At 44.0% G+C, this 17237-nt stretch carries 10 protein-coding genes; all 10 read right to left on the reverse strand.

Going from position 1 to position 17237, the window contains the following annotated elements; all coding sequences use genetic code 11:
* Nucleotides 1-210: 210 nt before the first annotated feature.
* Nucleotides 211-351, reverse strand: a complete 141-nt coding sequence (locus B3139_RS13325; RefSeq protein WP_293883871.1) for a hypothetical protein — start codon at nt 349-351, stop codon at nt 211-213.
* A 32-nt stretch (nt 352-383) separates the two neighbouring features.
* Nucleotides 384-2780 (reverse strand): glycoside hydrolase family 2 TIM barrel-domain containing protein, encoded by a 2397-nt coding sequence (locus B3139_RS13330; RefSeq protein ID WP_293883873.1) that lies wholly within the window; start codon nt 2778-2780, stop codon nt 384-386.
* 154 nt (nt 2781-2934) lie between these two features.
* On the reverse strand, nt 2935-4050 hold the full coding sequence (locus B3139_RS13335) for a glycosylase (protein WP_293883875.1): 1116 nt from the start codon (nt 4048-4050) through the stop codon (nt 2935-2937).
* A gap of 105 nt (nt 4051-4155) precedes the next feature.
* Complete coding sequence (locus tag B3139_RS13340) at nt 4156-6894, reverse strand: family 78 glycoside hydrolase catalytic domain (RefSeq protein ID WP_293883877.1); 2739 nt, start codon at nt 6892-6894, stop codon at nt 4156-4158.
* Nucleotides 6895-6933: 39 nt separating this feature from the next.
* Complete coding sequence (locus tag B3139_RS13345) at nt 6934-8397, reverse strand: glycoside hydrolase family 28 protein (protein ID WP_293883879.1); 1464 nt, start codon at nt 8395-8397, stop codon at nt 6934-6936.
* Nucleotides 8394-9275 carry a sugar phosphate isomerase/epimerase family protein gene (locus tag B3139_RS13350; RefSeq protein ID WP_293883881.1) on the reverse strand — a complete coding sequence of 294 codons (882 nt, stop codon included), beginning with the start codon at nt 9273-9275 and terminating at the stop codon, nt 8394-8396. Before B3139_RS13350 ends, B3139_RS13345 begins: the two co-directional genes overlap by 4 nt.
* Nucleotides 9272-10684 carry an acetylxylan esterase gene (locus B3139_RS13355; protein ID WP_293883882.1) on the reverse strand — a complete coding sequence of 471 codons (1413 nt, stop codon included), beginning with the start codon at nt 10682-10684 and terminating at the stop codon, nt 9272-9274. The genes B3139_RS13350 and B3139_RS13355 overlap by 4 nt, the downstream gene beginning before the upstream one ends.
* Nucleotides 10665-11813, reverse strand: coding sequence for a sialidase family protein (locus B3139_RS13360; protein ID WP_293883883.1), 1149 nt, complete (start codon nt 11811-11813; stop codon nt 10665-10667). The genes B3139_RS13355 and B3139_RS13360 overlap by 20 nt, the downstream gene beginning before the upstream one ends.
* A 40-nt stretch (nt 11814-11853) precedes the next feature.
* Nucleotides 11854-14589: an alpha-L-rhamnosidase gene (locus B3139_RS13365; RefSeq protein WP_293883884.1), complete on the reverse strand. Its 2736-nt coding sequence runs from the start codon at nt 14587-14589 to the stop codon at nt 11854-11856.
* A complete protein-coding gene (locus B3139_RS13370; RefSeq protein ID WP_293883885.1) occupies nt 14498-17227 on the reverse strand; it encodes a glycoside hydrolase family 2 protein in 2730 nt (909 codons plus the stop codon). Before B3139_RS13370 ends, B3139_RS13365 begins: the two co-directional genes overlap by 92 nt.
* Nucleotides 17228-17237: the final 10 nt, after the last annotated feature.

Below are 17237 nucleotides of genomic sequence, written 5' to 3' on the forward strand. Positions count from 1 at the left end.
TCCAAACATGAAAATGGAGCTCCCCGAGTGCCATCCCGTTGTTCCTTGTTGCTTTGTTTACCCACATAGATCTCTCCTCCCTGAGCTGAGAACGCAGCTAGCGAAAAAAATATAAAGACCCATATGAGAATTGTCTGCTTCATCTGAAAATAATTTTAAAATATCATACTACTTCGTTTCACCTTGGCTTATGGCCTCAGAACAATGCTATCAACAGCCATTGTTCTGAAGAAATTCGCCTGGGTTGCTAATGGCGTCCATCTGTCCCTGAGGAATTGGCCGAAGGGCATCAACACCATTCGTACAGCTGTTTACCTTAGGACTGAATAACGAACCTGAATTAAATTTCACCAAAAAACGATAAAAACTATATCTCGCTGTACCTAGATCGATATTTGTTGATCGCCCAAAACCGAACGGATAATTATGGTGCAAGGCGTATCCGCTATTTTTTGAATAATTCCTAATGCTTTTCCTTTAAATGTTTTTCTGTTGGGACGATGCAACCCTCTTAGATCGGCTTGAAACCCATTGTCAGTCCCGAGTACTTTTGCATCTCCCTTTACAATGAACTCAATTTCTTGATCATTGTGCAACACGGACTGTCCTGCTTGGTCCACCAATTCCGCAGTCACAAAATAAAGGTCTCGGGATTCCCCTGTGGCATATTTTTCATGTTCTAAGGAGACTTTTACCCGCTTAGCTTCTCCCGCTGTACGCATACTTGCTTCCTGAACAATCTTACCGTCTCGCTTTTTAACAACTTTCAGTTCCCCCTTTTCAAAAGGCACCTTCCAGCTGGCGTGCAGACGATCTGCTGTTTTAGCTGAAGTTCCCAGACTTTTGCCGTTCAGGAACAACTCGACATCGTCAGCTTTATTATAATAAGCCCATACGTCCACAGTATCACCTGTTTTCCAGTTCCAATGCGGTAAAAGGTGAAGGACATCCTGGTTTGTCCATTCAGACTGATACATGTAGTACACATCTTTGGGAATACCGGCAAGATCGACAATACCATAATAAGAGCTCCTTGCAGGATAAGGGTAAGGAACGGGTTCGCCAAGATAATCAAAACCGGTCCAGACAAATGTTCCAGCCAAAAAAGGACGACTCTTGACCGCTAGCCAAGCTTTCTCATGACTTGTGCCCCAATAGGCAGCAACATTATCATAGGCCGAAACTGTAAAATCGGGATTACCGTTAACGACATATTTGTCCTTTGATGATGCTGGCCACAACTGAATCGTATCGTGCAATTTGTCATACACCCCTCTAGTCTGTAAGGCAGAAACAGTTTCTGATGCCAACAGCGGTATATTTTTGAATTCTACAGGTAATTTATCATAATCTTCATGTTTGTAGTTGAAGCCCAGTACATCCAAAGCCTCTGCCTGTGCGATAAAGTTCTTTACATAATTATTTTCGGTCAAGGCGGCAGTAACGGGGCGTGTTGGATCCAAAGATTTTACCAATTTGGCCATTTCTTGCGTTAAGGTAATACCCGTGGAGTCAAATTGTTCTCGGATTTCATTTCCGATGCTCCATAGGATAACCGAAGCATGATTGCGATCTCGACGCACCCATGCTTCAATACCCTTGAGGTGTTCCGTAGGAAAGTCAATGTGGTAGTCGAACTTATTTTTTCGCTTTTTCCACATGTCAAATGCTTCATTGTAAACCAAAATTCCCATTTCGTCGCAGAGATCAAGTAACTCGTCTGCGGGTGGATTGTGTGCAGTTCGAATGGCATTTGCACCCATTTCTTTCATCATGACAAGCTGTCTTTTCGCAGCAGACTTATTAAAAGCGGCTCCTAAAGCACCCAAATCATGATGCATACATACTCCTAAAATTTTCAAGGCCTCGCCGTTTAAGTAGAAGCCAGTTTTCGCATCAAAGCGAATTGTCCGGAATCCGATTCTCTTTTCAATTTGATCTTCGACTGTATTATTTTTAGTTAAAAGAGTGAGTTGCACACGATATAAATTTGGCGACGCTAGGCTCCACAATTGTGGCTTTTCCACTTGAAGTGATGCATCAATATATCCATCTTTCTCAACCCCTGTCTTTTTTAACAGTATATTTCCTTTGGGATCCCATACAGTAATTTGATATTTATTCCCTGCAACGCCTTTAGGTCGCGCCAACTTATTCAATTTAGAACGCACTTTAAGCTGTCCCAATACACCCTGTATTTCCGGCGTAGTGATAAAAGTTTCTTGTTCGTCGAGGTGTACTTCGCTGCTTTTTAGGAGATAAACATCACGGTAGATTCCGGAACCTGAATACCACCGGGAGTTTGGCTGTTTACTATTGTCCACACGAATAGCAATGCGATTGGGTTGATTTCCAAATTTAATATGCGGAGTCAGGTCCAGTGTAAAAGAGAGGTAACCATTGGGCTTTTTCCCAAAATAAACACCATTAATCCATATTTCTGCATAACGGTAAACTCCGCCAAAGTACAACTGTATATTTTTACCCTGATCTGCGGTCGGCAACTTAAACTCCTTACTATACCAGCCAATTCCGCCAGGCAATGCTCCTCCTGCATTACCTGCTGGGTAACTAGCATCAAAATCAGCTTTGATACTCCAATCATGAGGCAATTCAACCGATTCCCAAGCTTGGGCATCTCCGTCGTTCAAGCGATAGCCCAGCTGATCCTGCAACGTAAAATTCCAATTGTCATTAAAGCTGATTTTTGAACGTCCTTGTCCGTATACAAGCTGAAGTTGAAATAAAAAGAGAATAGAAATAAAATAATATAAATTCATAAGTAAATGGTTATTTATAAGCACTGCTTTCATTGCAGTCAATGATGGCTTCGTGCTTGCGTCTTTATTCGTTAGTCTATATGGAGGTATTTAAACTTCCCTCGGGTTTATCCATTAGGAATAGTTTTTTGAAAAGTGACCTAGGCCTGAGGGGCTATTCTTGCTCATGGCTTAAGTCTTTAAAACGCACCGTACTTGTACCTAAATCTTTCGAAGTTGCCAAGGCGATACCGCGGTTACCTTTGCCGTCCACTGCACAATAAAAATGATAAACAACACCCTCCGCTTTCAATACAAATGATTTGTGCGCATATTGCTGATCAAAACTTTCACTTGATTCAATCAGATTTGCACCATCCCAATCTGTCCAGTGGATTAGATCCTTGGATGCCGCAAATCGATTGAATGCCCCTTTACGGTCTTTCCAGAAAGCGCCAAAATAAAACATGACCCAAGTATTGTGGATCCGCTGAATCATAGGGTCTCCCGTAATTCCTACCGGATGGTGAACCACAGGGTTCGGCTGGAACCTCTTCCAGTTTTCCAGATCATCTGACACAGCCATACCAATACGTTCATACCATCGTGTTGCTTTATTATTGGGTAATGAATCGCCTACGGCATTGTAATACATGACGAAGCGATGGCCCGTCTGTTTATCAGTATCTTCAATCACATAGCTTTTGAATAGCTTATGCCGATTTTCCCACCAGGAAACATCCGGATCCGTACTGGTCAACACGGGCTTGGACAACCGTTGCCATTCCACAGGTTGTGTTGGTTTTTTAGTTGTATAAGCCATCCCAATCGCCAGCGGCTCAGGTTCGTAACCAGGTGTGGAACCACCGAAATAGGACATCCAGTATTTTCCAGCGTAGCTGTTGAGCTTATACTTCCCGCCCCATTTTGTATCCACCAAGGCATTATATCCTGCTCGCTGCTTAGCATCCCAGCTGCCATCTGGTGCCACGGAGAGTTGTTTCCCCCAGGTCTTCCAGTTCAAAAGATCCGAGCTCTGCGCCAGCCAGGTCTCATAACCACTTCCATCAAACACAATGTAGGTCATATACCAATATTTCCCCTCCTTATAAATGGTCGGACAATCCATCAATTCACCTTTATGCGCAGGTACTAAAACAAGTCCATACTTATAGGGGGTCTTTACTTCTTCATAAATTTTTGTCATTTCCGCACTGGAAACTGCCGGAGTTTGAGCCTTTAATTTAGGACCGGCCAAAGCAATGGATAGCAATAGCATTAATCTTTTCATCTGTCTACTCTTTTTCTTCGTTAGTACAATCTGAACTATTTACGTTGTTGTCTAATGGTATTTCAATGGGTTTATAACTGGCTAAAATAATCACGATATCAGCTTTCATTGAGTAATTGTATATTTTCCTGAGCCCAATTTGAATTCAACATGGTCTTCTTTTACATTGACAGTTTGGGCCTCCATGGCCTTTCCATTGACCTGATAAGTTCCCTTTGGCAAAACCAATATACATTGGCTATTGACAGGTATCTCTACTTGATAATTTCCTTTAGATTGTTCTCGGTTAAAATAAATTTTTCCATATGGACTTCTAAAACTTATCTCACAGTCTTTCAGTGCATCCATCATTTTGGGCTCGATTCGAAAGTGTTTAAATGCGGTCGATGCTGCATCTTGCTGTATTCCGCCCAAGCCGGTATGAAACCACTCCATCAGGTGGCCAAGCATAAAATGATTATTGGAGACGTTTGGAAGACCCGCCCAAGACTCGGTCAGTGCCGTGGCACCTTTTCGCAGCTGATATCCATATCCGGGCCGGTCATCACGATGGTGCATGGCATAAATCAGATCATCACGGTTGTTGGAGTGTAACACCTGTAGCAGGTAACGATGACCGATATCTCCTGCCGTCAACGCCGTATCATTTTGGCAAACGGTTGTTGTTAGTTTTTCAAAAACTGCCTGTTGGGCCTCCTGAGGTACCAGTCCAACATACAGTGGCATGGCCAACGCTGTCTGACTACCGGAGCCATAGCTATGTTCCTGAGGTCGATAAAATTGTTGATTGAAGGCACTGAAAACGGCCTGCCGTAACGTTTCAAATTTTTCGGCATCTTCTTTTTGTCCAAGTAGCATAGCGATGTCTACCATGAGTTTCAAGTCATAGTAATAGATTGCCGTAGCCGTAATCCCGGGAGTAGTCAGCTGGGAAACACCGGGACGCTCCGGTCCCAAATCATACCAGTCACCCAAACCCTGTGTTAAAATGTGTCCCTTCGCTTTTGTACCCAAATAATCGATATAACGGGTCATCATGGCATAATTATCGGCAAGAAAAGACTTGTTTCCATACCAGCGATAGGCATACCAGCCCAAGATAATCGAGCTGCTTCCCCACTCGGGTGAGTCCCTGAACATATCGCCGCCCCAGTCAAACTGCACATATTCGGGCGCTATTTCAGGAACTAGACCATCCTTTGTCTGAGATTGCCGCATATCCCGCAGCGACTTGGCAAACAGGCGTTCAGCATCAAAGTTAAATTGTACCGACGGCCCCATTAAATGTAGCTGCTCCAGCCAGCCCAATTTTTCGCGGTGTGGACAATCGGTAAAGACACTGACCATATTACTCTTAATAGCCCAATTGATCAATCCATGGATCTGATTAAATAGCGTATCGGAGCTTTGAAAGCTTCCTACCTGCGCTGTACTATTCCGGATATGGGCCAACTGTATCGCATCCATCCGAACCGCTTTGCTGCCGGCAGGATGCAACTGAACTTCAGCATAGCGAAATCCATAATACGTAAAACGTGGCTGCCAGGATACCGTCCCATCTTTTGCAAAAATATATTGATAATAATAAGGGCTTCCTGAATGCTTTTGACTGGGGCGTCCATCCGCCGTCAACAATTCGGCCGGATACACCCGTACGGTATCTCCCGCTTGTCCGGTCATTTGCATAGTGACAATGCCCGACGCATTCTGTCCAAAATCATAGGTGATCCGTTTCCCCCCCTCAGCTCGCTGAAATCCAACAGGTGGGAAGCGCTGCATAATTTTTACCGGATCAATATCCTGAGCCCGTAGATGTGGTCCATCCGTTATGAGCGCTTGCTGCCAGTTCCTGTCATCGTAAACAGGGGCTGACCAATAATCAGGTAAAATCCGTGCATCGTAATCCTCGCCCCCATACATGCTGGAAAAAGTAATGGGTGACCGGTGTGTTTTCCAGCCTGCATCACTAACGATGATTTCTTGCGTCCCGTCCGTATAGGTATTGACGATCTTAAGTTTGAGCTTTGGCAGACCAAAAGCAACTTTATGTTTTTGAAATCGGCCTTTAATTGGTGGAATATAATAAAACCCATTTCCTAATAGGGCAGCGATTGTATTCTTTCCCTGTTGCCAGGCTTGGGTAAGATCATAAACCACATAACAGGCTTCTTTGTCATATTTTGTCCACCCCGGCTGTAGCACTGCATCATCTACCCGCTTGCCATTCAATAGCAACTCATAATGTCCCAGGCCAGCCACATAAGCAATCGAAGAACTGATCTTCTTTTTCACCTGAACTGATTTCCGGAAAACCGGAAGGTCATAACTTTTATCCAGGCGGAGCTTGCTGGAGCTTAGTGGCAGTGGATTGACCAATGAATCCGGTAATATATCTTTTGCAATCCACTTTGCACTGCCCCAATCTTGGGCTTGCAATAACCCTGTGTGGAACCGTTGCACCGCACTTGTGGCTGTCTCCTTTTTATTATCACGAACGTGTATTCTGATGTAATAACTTGTACCCGTAGCTAGAGGATTTCCCTGGTATAACAAATTTAGGGATTGCTCTGTCGCTACCCATTGGGAATCCCAAAGCAAATCCTGCTTTGCAAAACGAGTGCTTTTACTGACCTCGATACGATAAGCCTGTTGTTGCACATCAAATTTATCGCTGTGCAGTTGCCAGCTAAATGAAGGCTTTAATGTATTTATACCCAATGGGTTTTCGCGTCCTTCTATCAAAACACGCGTTACTGATAACTTAGCCATACCCACTACGGGCATAGCTAGCAATAACAGGAAAATGCTTCCTAAAACGATTCCCTGTTTTACAATATTCTTCATTCTTTTTCTTTTTTCCCCGACTGTATTCATAACCAACTATTAGGGCGATTCCGTGATGACACGTACGCGATCTTGTATCAGCCCCAAAACATTGGTTGTTGAGATACTGGTATCTTTACACACAAAAACACTATTTTTAATCTTGATATTTTTAGCATCTTTAATCGACAGATACCGGTCTCCGCGTCCAAAAACACGATCAATAGATACGTTTTCCAAAACAGACTCTGGAATACCTTCGATCTTAATACAATTTTTAGCCGCATCAATATATATATCCTTTATTTGGATATCCGAGAAACGTGGTGTCAGAGCGTTCTTTTGAACTTCGAAATCACGGCTAGCCTGATTGCCCACATGTTGGGCTTGTCCAAGCATATCCCAGCGTAAAGCTGATTCCACCTCCTGCATCCGGATACGCTCAAAGTGAATATCAGATCCGCCACCACCGCGTGGCCTTCTGGTCTTAAAACGGATGCCAACATTGGTTTTTCCAAACACACAATCATGGACATACACCTGCTTGGCCATGCCGGCAGTCTCACTACCGATCGTAAATCCACCATGACCTTTTTCGGAAAAGCAATAGCGGACAACTATATTTTCCGAAGGTCTATTCACCCGTAGTCCGTCGAACCCACGTCCTGCTTTCACGGCAATACAATCGTCTCCAGTATTTAGGGTGCAGTACTCCACAAGCACGCGGTTGCATGATTCAATATCGATCCCATCCCCACGTGGTATACCCGTAGAATGGATGCGAACTCCACGGATCACGACATCCTCACAATAAGTGGGCACGATATTCCAAAAAGCAGTACGCTCGAGCGATACACCTTCAATCCAGACACTTTTGCAGTTAATAGGCGCAATGAGTGCCGGTGGGAAGATGAAATCTGCGGTCTTTCCATCGTAGATCCGCTGCTCAACAGGCGTATTACTATCGACAATATTTTCAATGACGTCATGCGTCATGGTTTTATTCCGGACGCTGCCTTCACCGGGGCCAATAATTCTACCTGATCCCGTGATGGCAATGTTTTCTGCCCCATTGGCATAAATACAAGCCCCCAAGCTATATAATTCTACTCCTTCGTGCCGTGTAAACACCGCAGGCAGAAAATCATTGATTTCATGCTTAAATTCCAAAACGGAACCTTCATCCAATTTTAGATTAATATAGGACTTTAGCGTAATCCGTCCTGTATGGTGATGTCCTTTCAGTACTAACGTACCTCCCCCCTGTGCCGCAAGCTGATCGAGCTTAGCCTGTATATTTTCAGCAGGCCCTGCAGTATCATGTCGCATCGGAAATGTCGGCCGCTGGACCTTCCATGCCGTAAAAGGGGATTGTACCTTCTGTGGCTCAAGAGGCATCTCTCCCGCTCCTACCTGATCGGCACGTAACAGGGTCTTATCCAGTTGCTTTTTAACCGAAAGACTTCGACATCCCTGCATGCCCATTACTACCACTACAAGCGATATTATCCAGTTTAATTTCATTGAAACACCTGTTTTACGTAGCGTGTATTTGCACCAAAATTTTCTTTGACGGCACGTGGTGATAGATTAGCGTCACGGGATCGCTCGATCACGAGCCAACCGCGCCAGCCCATACGGTCCAAGGTTCGTTTTACCAAAGGCATATGCAGTCGTTTGTTATTTTCGAGCCATACACCATCTTCATCCGTACAATGAATCTGACAGATCCGCTTCTTTCCTAAAATAGTCACCTCCTGAATCAGATCACGCCCTTCTTTCAACGGATTGGAAAAATTAAAATAGATCTGTATATGTTTGGACCCAATTTCCTTTAAAAGATCAACCTCAGCTTTTGCATCCAATGCTGTTTCAATCCCGATGATCACACCGGCTTTTTTTGCCATCTCACCTACTATACGAAGACGCTCCACAATAGCAGGTCGCAGTTCGGGATATTTAACCAAGTCGCACGTCACGCCCAAAGGCAAGAAAGCGACTTTAACCCCCATATTCTGGCAAGCTTCCAAACAATCCCCTACCATCTGCTGATAAGTCGGCCGCGTAGCAAAAGACTGTGCATAAAAGCCGGTCATGGCCAACGAACAGATCGTTATTCCGGTTTCCTTTGCTTTGTCAAGAAAAGCCTTCCGTTGTGCTGGATCGCCCAACTTACTATCAAAAGTAATCCGGTTGCCCAGTCCGCCCATATCTACCTCCAACCCGTCTGCTCCTATTTCTTTTGCCAGGTCAAAGGCACTTAGCTTTTGCCGCTTTAAGATCATCAGATCAATTACGGCGACGTTGTAACGTCGCTTAGGTGCAGCAAAGACAGCAGAAGGCAGGGCTGCTACGGCAATTAAAGCCAAGGTATCGCGTATAAATTTTTTTCGGTTCATCATAGTTCAATCTGATATGATTTTAACAATGCTTTCAACTGTTCCATCCCACGAATCGCGTTCTTTGGTAAGTTTTCCCCCTTCTTTCCAAAACTGTATAATAACTCCTCCGGCTCGATCTGAATACCGGTTTCCACGATGATATCGGCAGCTTTAGTCTGATCTAAATGAAAATGATCCAGTAGGAATTTGTAGAGTGCCTGCCTTTTGTTGTAGCCAAAATCATGACCTTCTTCGGGAAAATGTGCGTGTTGCACCTGATTTTGCTGACCATAATAACCATAGATATGCTGCAGATATGGAAAATCGTTAATAGCGGTCTCCTTCGTCCAATCCTGTCCATCGGAGATGATCAGTTGTGGTTTGGGCGCTGTCATCGCAGCCAGTTCAACATTATTGGTCCCACCGCAGACAAAATGTACGGGGATTCCACTTTCACAGGGACATCCACCAAAGAAATAAGAAGACATTGCAACGACAGGAGCGACCAACGTGAAGCGATCGTCTAAAGCAGCCATTAAAATACTGTGGCTACCACCACCCGATCCGCCACTGATTCCTATTCGGCTTCGATCGACATTAGGCAAGCTCATTACATATTCCATAATTCGTGCTGCTCCCCAGGTCTGCATCAACATGGCTTCGCTGCTGCGATGATCTGTCGAAGCAAACTGCAATAGGGATTCTCCCCAGGCAAATAGGTCATAGCTTACTGCCATACATCCTAGTCGAGCTAAGGTGATAAATCTCTTTTGCGCATCCGAACGATACCGCTGATTTGGCCAATGGCCATCAGGAGATAACATCACAGGGATATTTTTCTTTTGCTTGAGCGGCGAATAGATACTACCATTGATATATACTCCCGGGATAATTTCTAAGGCAAAATTCTCAACTTGGTAATCCGCATAGCGACGTGCCTTGCCCAATCGGATCGGTTGATTCGGTATACTTTTCAGCTTATCCCAGTACATCGCTTGTCTCACCGCAACACGCAATTGATCTTTTCTCTTTTCCCAACTTGCCTGATCCGTATATTTTTTGGACAGTAAGTTTAGAAAGTCCCAACCTTCCTGTGGTTTCCAGCGGTAATACTCGTATGATTTTAATTTATAGATATTGGGCTTGGCTTCCTCCTGCAGTTTAAAACCCAAGGGATACAGCAAATTGACTTCTGTGCCCACAAGATCTGCCCTAAACTTCCAGGGTGCGTAATCCACCATAATGTCTTTGACATTACGTGGATCATATTTGATCTTGACCTGATACCGTTTTTGCATCAAGGCAAGCACTTTTTCCAGGGGTTGCTTAAATTTATGCTCATAATTGAGTAAGCTGTCCTGCCCCTTGACAACAAGCGAAACCACAAACAGACATGCGGTGAAAACAAGCTTAATCTTCTTCTTTGACATATGCATTAGGGTCTGGTTTTTTATATCCTTTTTTTGTTGGCCAGATGCCATCCTCAATCGGGATTAATTTCACTTTCTTCGGATCTACGACGACATGTTTCATTTTCTTTCTACGCCAGGTATAGCCAAAATGCAATAGCCCATCTTTGGTTTGAATCACTGCGGGATAAGAATACTGACTGATTGGCGAATCCTCAAGTATAAGTGCGGCCTGCCACTGCTTGCCATCTTTGGAAAAAGCAACATTCAATGGTGTACGTGCCCCTTTGGCTAAGTTACCTTCCGGAAGCACGTGGTTATACACCAACACATGCCGTCCGTCTTTTAGCGTTACGGCATCCGTCCCCGAATTATTGTTTGGGAGCGCCGTTTTTTCCAGTGGGGTCCAATGTTCGCCCCAGTCCTTAGACCAAGATGTTACGACCGCACGGTTGCGTGTGCGCGCCAATATTTGCAACCGACCATTTCCGTGGTCAAGTATGCTCGGTTGTATGGCATCCAGATTATCTGCACCACGGGCGATAGGGCCTATTTTACGCCAAGTCTTACCAAAATCCGAACTCGCCTCAAAATGTACATTCCAGCCATTTCCTTCTGTACTGGAAGGACTCAGCAAGGTGCCATTTTGCAAAAGAACAGGCTTATTTTTCACCGGTCCAATAAAGCCCTCGGGCAACTTCTCGGCAGCAGACCAAGTCTTACCGCCATCTTTGGACCGTTTGAGCATCCCCCACCATTCCGATGGCTTGGGTCCAATTTTATAGAATAGCAAGAGATCTCCGTTGGGTATTTGATATAAAACTGGGTTCCAGGTTGGCAAGCGCTTGCCGTCTGGCTGTACACCATCCGCTGCCGACACTGGCGCTAACCAGTTACCGTTTTCAAGTCTACTCACATAGATTTCCACATCGGGATGACGTTCTTTCGTTCCACCAAAAAAGGCATATACCAGGCCTTGATCCGTCTCTGCCATCGTAGCAGAATGGCAGGACGGAAAAGATGCTGTATCATAAATAAACTCATCTTTTATTACGCCTTTTTGCCATTCTTTTAATGTCGGATTTTGTCCGTAAGAACACAAGGAATATAAAAACAATAGGGCTGTTGCTAATTTAATTTTTATCTTCATAAATGTATTTTTAATATTATACATGTATACTAAATACTGCTTATAGTTTAATTTTGAATTGGTAATCTCCTGATCCTATTGCGAGCCAAACACCTGATTTTTCCTGTCGTAGGATCTGAATATCTTTATCGTTTTTTATTTTTTGATTATTTTCCAGGATCGTGGACAGTTCTGTCGTAGGCAGATAGATCTCTGCTCTGGTATTGGCCGGAATAGAAATCTTCCATTCGAAAGTCGATTTGCTTTTGCTCCAATTGGATTGAATGGTTCCATAAACACTTTTATAGCTTGCATCCACATGATCCAATCCTGCTACGACCTGCGGTTTCATGACAACAGTCTGAAAGGCATGCTCTTTTGATTTGATGCCCGCCAAATCCTCATAGAGCCATACCAAGAGATCGCCCAACATCATCACATGATTTTGTGAATTCATCTTGGGATGGGCTGTATTGCCATTCCACAACTCCCAAATTGTTGTGGCCCCATTTTCGACCATATAACCCCAGGAAGGATAGGTCTTATTGGTTGCAATTTTATAGGCAAGATCCACACGGCCGATTTTGGTCAGCGTGCGCATAATCCATTGTGTTCCGATAAGTCCTGTACTCAGGTGCCCGTGATTTTCTTTTTCCACAATCTCCACGATCCGGTTGCTAAGCTTTTCTTTGTTCGTATCTTCGAGTAAGCCGAAAGATAACGCCAATATATTATCAGTCAATGAATTGCCACCATAATATCCTGCTTCGTGATAGAACGCAGCATTAAATGCTACTTTCATCTTCGCTGCGCGATCCAAAAAGTTAGCCTGATCTTGTCCATTGCCGACGAGGATGCTAAATCGGGCCATCGTCTGCAACAAATGATAGTAATAGGAAGTTGCGATCAATGCACTCGGATATTTTTTATCGGCAATCTTACCTCTTCCAGCTTCAATGGTTACCGGTGGGAAGCACCAATCACCATAACTATCCTTGGTAATAATACCATCCGTTCCTGTATAACGTAACTGCATATAATCCATCCATTTTTTCATGGCCGGATAATGTTTTTTCAAGATTCGCAGATCGCCAGCCTGCTGATAAAGCATATCGGCGATCAATAGGTAAGTTCCAGGCCAGCTGATATTATCACTATAGTAGCGCCAAAATGCTGGTGCAACATCCGGTAATGCGCCATCCTCCTTTTGGGACAGCCGAATATCTTCGAGCCATTTAGTATAAAAATTAGCGTTATCAAAGAGAAAGTTCTCACCGTATGCACTCACTGGACGATCACCCAACCAGGGCTGACGCTCATTGCGTTGTGGACAATCTACCGGTATACCTTTGTAGTTTGAAGCAATCCCCCACCATGCATTCTGATGGATCTGATTGATGAGTGTGTTGGAAGACACAAAAGTTCCCGCATTGGGTATATCGTCGTAGACAAAGCGGCCAACAAAATTACTTTTTGAAGCTATACCCGGATAGCCGCTGACTTCGACATAACGAAATCCATGATAGGTAAATCGCGGCTCCCAGGTTTCCTTTCCGCCACCTTTTAATACATAATGGTCCGTTGCTTTCGCGTCACGTAAATTGGTCGTAAATAATTCACCTTCTTCCGTCAAAGATTCTGCAAAACGCAGTGTCACTGCTGTTCCACGCCTACCGGACACCTTCATCTTTACCCAACCCGAGAAATTTTGTCCAAAATCAAGGATGTATTTTCCTTCGGACTTTTTGACGATCGAAATTGGTGCAATATCTTGCATCACCTTCATACCTTCCGACTGCGCTTCGTAATTGCCACCGGGCTCTTGCACAAAAGCAGCCTTCAACCATGTTTTATCGTTAAAACCTGGATTTGCCCAGCCCGTTAGTTCTTTTCTGGCATCATAATCCTCACCATCATATTCGTTATTTGCCGTTATGGGTCCTTCGGTCGTTCCTTTCCACGAATCATCGGTCTTAATGACCTCTGTAGAGCCATCCGTATAAGTCAGCATAAGCTGCATTTGCAATTTTGGGAATCCAAAGGTTTTTACTTTATAAGGTTTTGCTTGACGCATGGCATAAAACCGTCCATTTCCCAAGATCACCCCGATCGCATGCTTACCTGCCGAAAGTGATTGTGTTACATCCAAAACATTATACTTAATGTTCTTGGTATAATCCGTAGGCACTGGAGCCAGTACTTGATCACCTATCTTCTTGCCGTCAATATATAATTCATAAAGTCCTAGCCCCATCACATAGGCTGTAGCCTGCTTAATCTGTTTGGTTGTTGTAAATTCCTTTCTGAAATAACGGGCAGACAATTGACCAGTCTTTTCATTGTCTGATGGGAAATACTGATCAAAACCAATCCAGCGTCCTGTCCAATCTTTGTAATGCAGCAGTCCCATAGTCCAACCAGCCGGCTCAGACCAGCTACTTTCACCCTTATTCGTATACACTTTTACTTTCCAGAACACTTCCATGCGGCTCTGTAGAGCGCTGCCTTCATAAATAACATACGTGGAATTATTCGAAACCTGTTTCCCAGAATCCCAAAAATCGCCGATATTCTGATCCAGTTTTTCTTGTGAGGAAGCGACAAGTACCTGATAGGCTTCTTGTCGGATAGACCGCTCACTGCCCTGCAATTGCCAGCTCAGTCTTGGAGCAATGACATCTATACCGATCGGATTCGAACGTAATTCAGTCCGCAGGTTTGCAACAGTGATCTGCGCTGTAGCNNGGCCCGGTCGTTTCTGGCTTTTGTGTTTTCGTGCCGATGGCTGAAATACCATTCATAAAAGAAATATCGCCTTTCGGAAAAGTAGGTTCCATGTTTTTCCATTCGGTATCTTGCTGTTCTTTTGGCGTATATAAACGCAGAAACACATCCTCCCGATCGGTAAACACGCGGAAACTTTGATCCTTTCCGATAAATTTGGTCCAATACATATTGGCATGGTACCCTTTAAATTCGGGATATTCGAATGGCGATTCGCCCGTTGCGGTGTTATTGTACTTCTTTTTCCACACGCCAAACTGATTCCCTTTCATCCGGTTTTTCCAAACCCGATAAGGGCCCATTCCCCGATATTCAACACCTTCGATTTGATCTTCTGGAAAATCGAAATTCACTCCGACAAAACGTGTAAAATAACTTTCAGGAAAATATTGAACATGCATTTTCAACTGTCCCGAAGCAAGGATTTCCCAACGCAAGGTATTGTAACTATCTTTTTTATCAAAAGTAGATGCGATAATCACCTTTCCATCCTCACGGTCCAATTTGAAATTCTTATAATTTGTCGCCGCTTCCTGCAAAACCGGTCCGTTTTTGAAAGGAATTACTCCTTTGGCATTTTGAACCTGCTCCAGCAATCCGCTTGTCTTATTGATCTGATAGCTAATACCATTCGCTTTCACCAAATAGGCATTCGCGGTCTCCTGTACGGCAATATCCCCTGTTCCATTTGGTTTCAGGAGGCTACTTGCCACCTGATTCGGCAATGTAATCGGAAAGCTCCAGGTGAAGAGTTCCTGTTGATACACATCTTTTGCGGTAATATATAAGACATCAAAGTCCTCCCAACCTGTAGGGAAATCAACTTTTAAAATCCCTTTATCACCGGGGCGGATATTGGGAGCGACAATCGTTCCTTTTTTTGTTTCCTTAACCTCATCATAACCGCCCAACTTTTTGAGTTCGTACGAAAAGGTACACTGGTTAACATTGGTAAATGCGTATCTATTTTCAATATGGAATGCCCCATCAAATCCCTTGGTCATTTCCCGCTTTTCAAAGAAAATAGGACTCCATACCTCTTTTATCGTAAAGAAGCTTCCTTCTTTTTCGCCATGTGGGCCAATAATACCATCCGGACCACGATTTCCATCAGTATCTATAATACCGCCTTTATCCGTCCTGACGATTCCCTGATCACGAAAATCCCAAAGAAAACCACCCGCAGCAAGGGGATTGGCAAGCATCGCTTTCCAATAATCCTCCAATCCGGCACCATGCCCGCCATCGTACATGCCATGCAAAAACTCCGTCGGCATAATGATATTGTGCCCATGATCATAGGTACCAATACCATAGTTATATTCCCGGTAATGGGTTGTTTCAAAACCATCATGTACGGCCCAAGGATAAATCACAGCACGTTTTTGAATATCCTCTTCTGCGAAGATGGGATCAAAATCTGGATTATGTCCACCTTCATTCCCATTTGCCCAGAAAACAACGGAAGGATTATTTTCAGATACGACCATCATCTCCCGTAATAATTTAGTACCGACTTCCTTATCGTAGTGTCCGTGCCAGCCCGCTATCTCGTTCATGACATATAAACCCAATGAATCACAGACAGCCAGAAAATGATTGTCTGGTGGATAATGGGCCATTCGGACAGCGTTCATATTCATTTCCTTCATGAGCTTCACATCGGCAATGCTAACTTCTTTACTCGTCGTCCGTCCGGATTCCGGAACGAACGCATGCCGATTGACCCCTTTGAATCGGACCTTTACGCCATTGACATAAACGCCATCACGTTCTTTGACTTCTATAGTCCGAAAACCAAATTTTTGCTCCAGCTGGTGCTGTACCTTACCATTTTTCGACAAGGTGAATTGCGCTGTATATAAGTTCGGAAATTCGGCAGACCATAATTGCGGGTTTGAAAATTGCCCCTCGAGCCAATTGTTTTTGTCTGACAGCTTTGCTTTCAGCTGTTTTCCAAATTTCTTTCCTTTTGCATCAAGCAGTTGAACCGTAATTTCGTCCGCTTCTCCCGCTGTCGCTATTTTTGCCCGGAATGTACCATCGGCCTTTGCGTCCAATGAAACACGTTCAATATGATGCTGGGGCAGGGCCTCCAAATAGACCGGTCTAAAAATGCCGCCGAAAATCCAGAAGTCACCTTCCCGTTCCGCCGCATTCACTGACTTGTTTGCCGAATGCTTAGCAACATGGACTTCCAATAGATTTTCTTTCCCAAATTTCACTAGTTTTGTAATATCATATTTGAAAACATAATATGATCCTTGATGGATAGCGCCAGCCAGCTTGCCATTGATCTTGACTTCGGTATCGGTCATCGAACCTTCAAAAACTATCTGAACCTGCTTATCTTTCCAGGCATCGGATACATTAAATCTATATTTATAGTGACCGACCTCTTTGCCTTTATCAGCCTCTTTATTGAAACCGTAATTATATTTCCCAAAACCCTGTTGTTCCCAGTTGGAGGGAACTGGTATTTTAGTCCATTTCCCAGCGTTCAAGCCTTCGGTCACATAAAAATCCCATAACACACCATCATCCTTTCCCGTTCCAGAGAGGTATTGGCTCGCTGTTTTTTGGGCAGATACCTGCAATCCCATAGTCCCAAAAAAAAGTAAGGATAACGCTATTTTTGTTTTCAAGTTCATGATCGCTAAA

The organism is Sphingobacterium sp. UBA1498, assembly GCF_002325125.1.
GTDB lineage: Bacteria > Bacteroidota > Bacteroidia > Sphingobacteriales > Sphingobacteriaceae > Sphingobacterium.

Excerpts from the sequence above, each read along its gene's own strand:
- B3139_RS13360 (WP_293883883.1), bottom strand. The coding sequence starts at position 11,813 with ATGAAGATAAAAATTAAATTAGCAACAGCCCTATTGTTTTTATATTCC.
- B3139_RS13335 (WP_293883875.1), bottom strand. The coding sequence starts at position 4,050 with ATGAAAAGATTAATGCTATTGCTATCCATTGCTTTGGCCGGTCCTAAA.
- B3139_RS13345 (WP_293883879.1), bottom strand. The coding sequence starts at position 8,397 with ATGAAATTAAACTGGATAATATCGCTTGTAGTGGTAGTAATGGGCATG.
- B3139_RS13355 (WP_293883882.1), bottom strand. The coding sequence starts at position 10,684 with ATGTCAAAGAAGAAGATTAAGCTTGTTTTCACCGCATGTCTGTTTGTG.
- B3139_RS13330 (WP_293883873.1), bottom strand. The coding sequence starts at position 2,780 with ATGAATTTATATTATTTTATTTCTATTCTCTTTTTATTTCAACTTCAG.
- B3139_RS13340 (WP_293883877.1), bottom strand. The coding sequence starts at position 6,894 with ATGAAGAATATTGTAAAACAGGGAATCGTTTTAGGAAGCATTTTCCTG.
- B3139_RS13350 (WP_293883881.1), bottom strand. The coding sequence starts at position 9,275 with ATGATGAACCGAAAAAAATTTATACGCGATACCTTGGCTTTAATTGCC.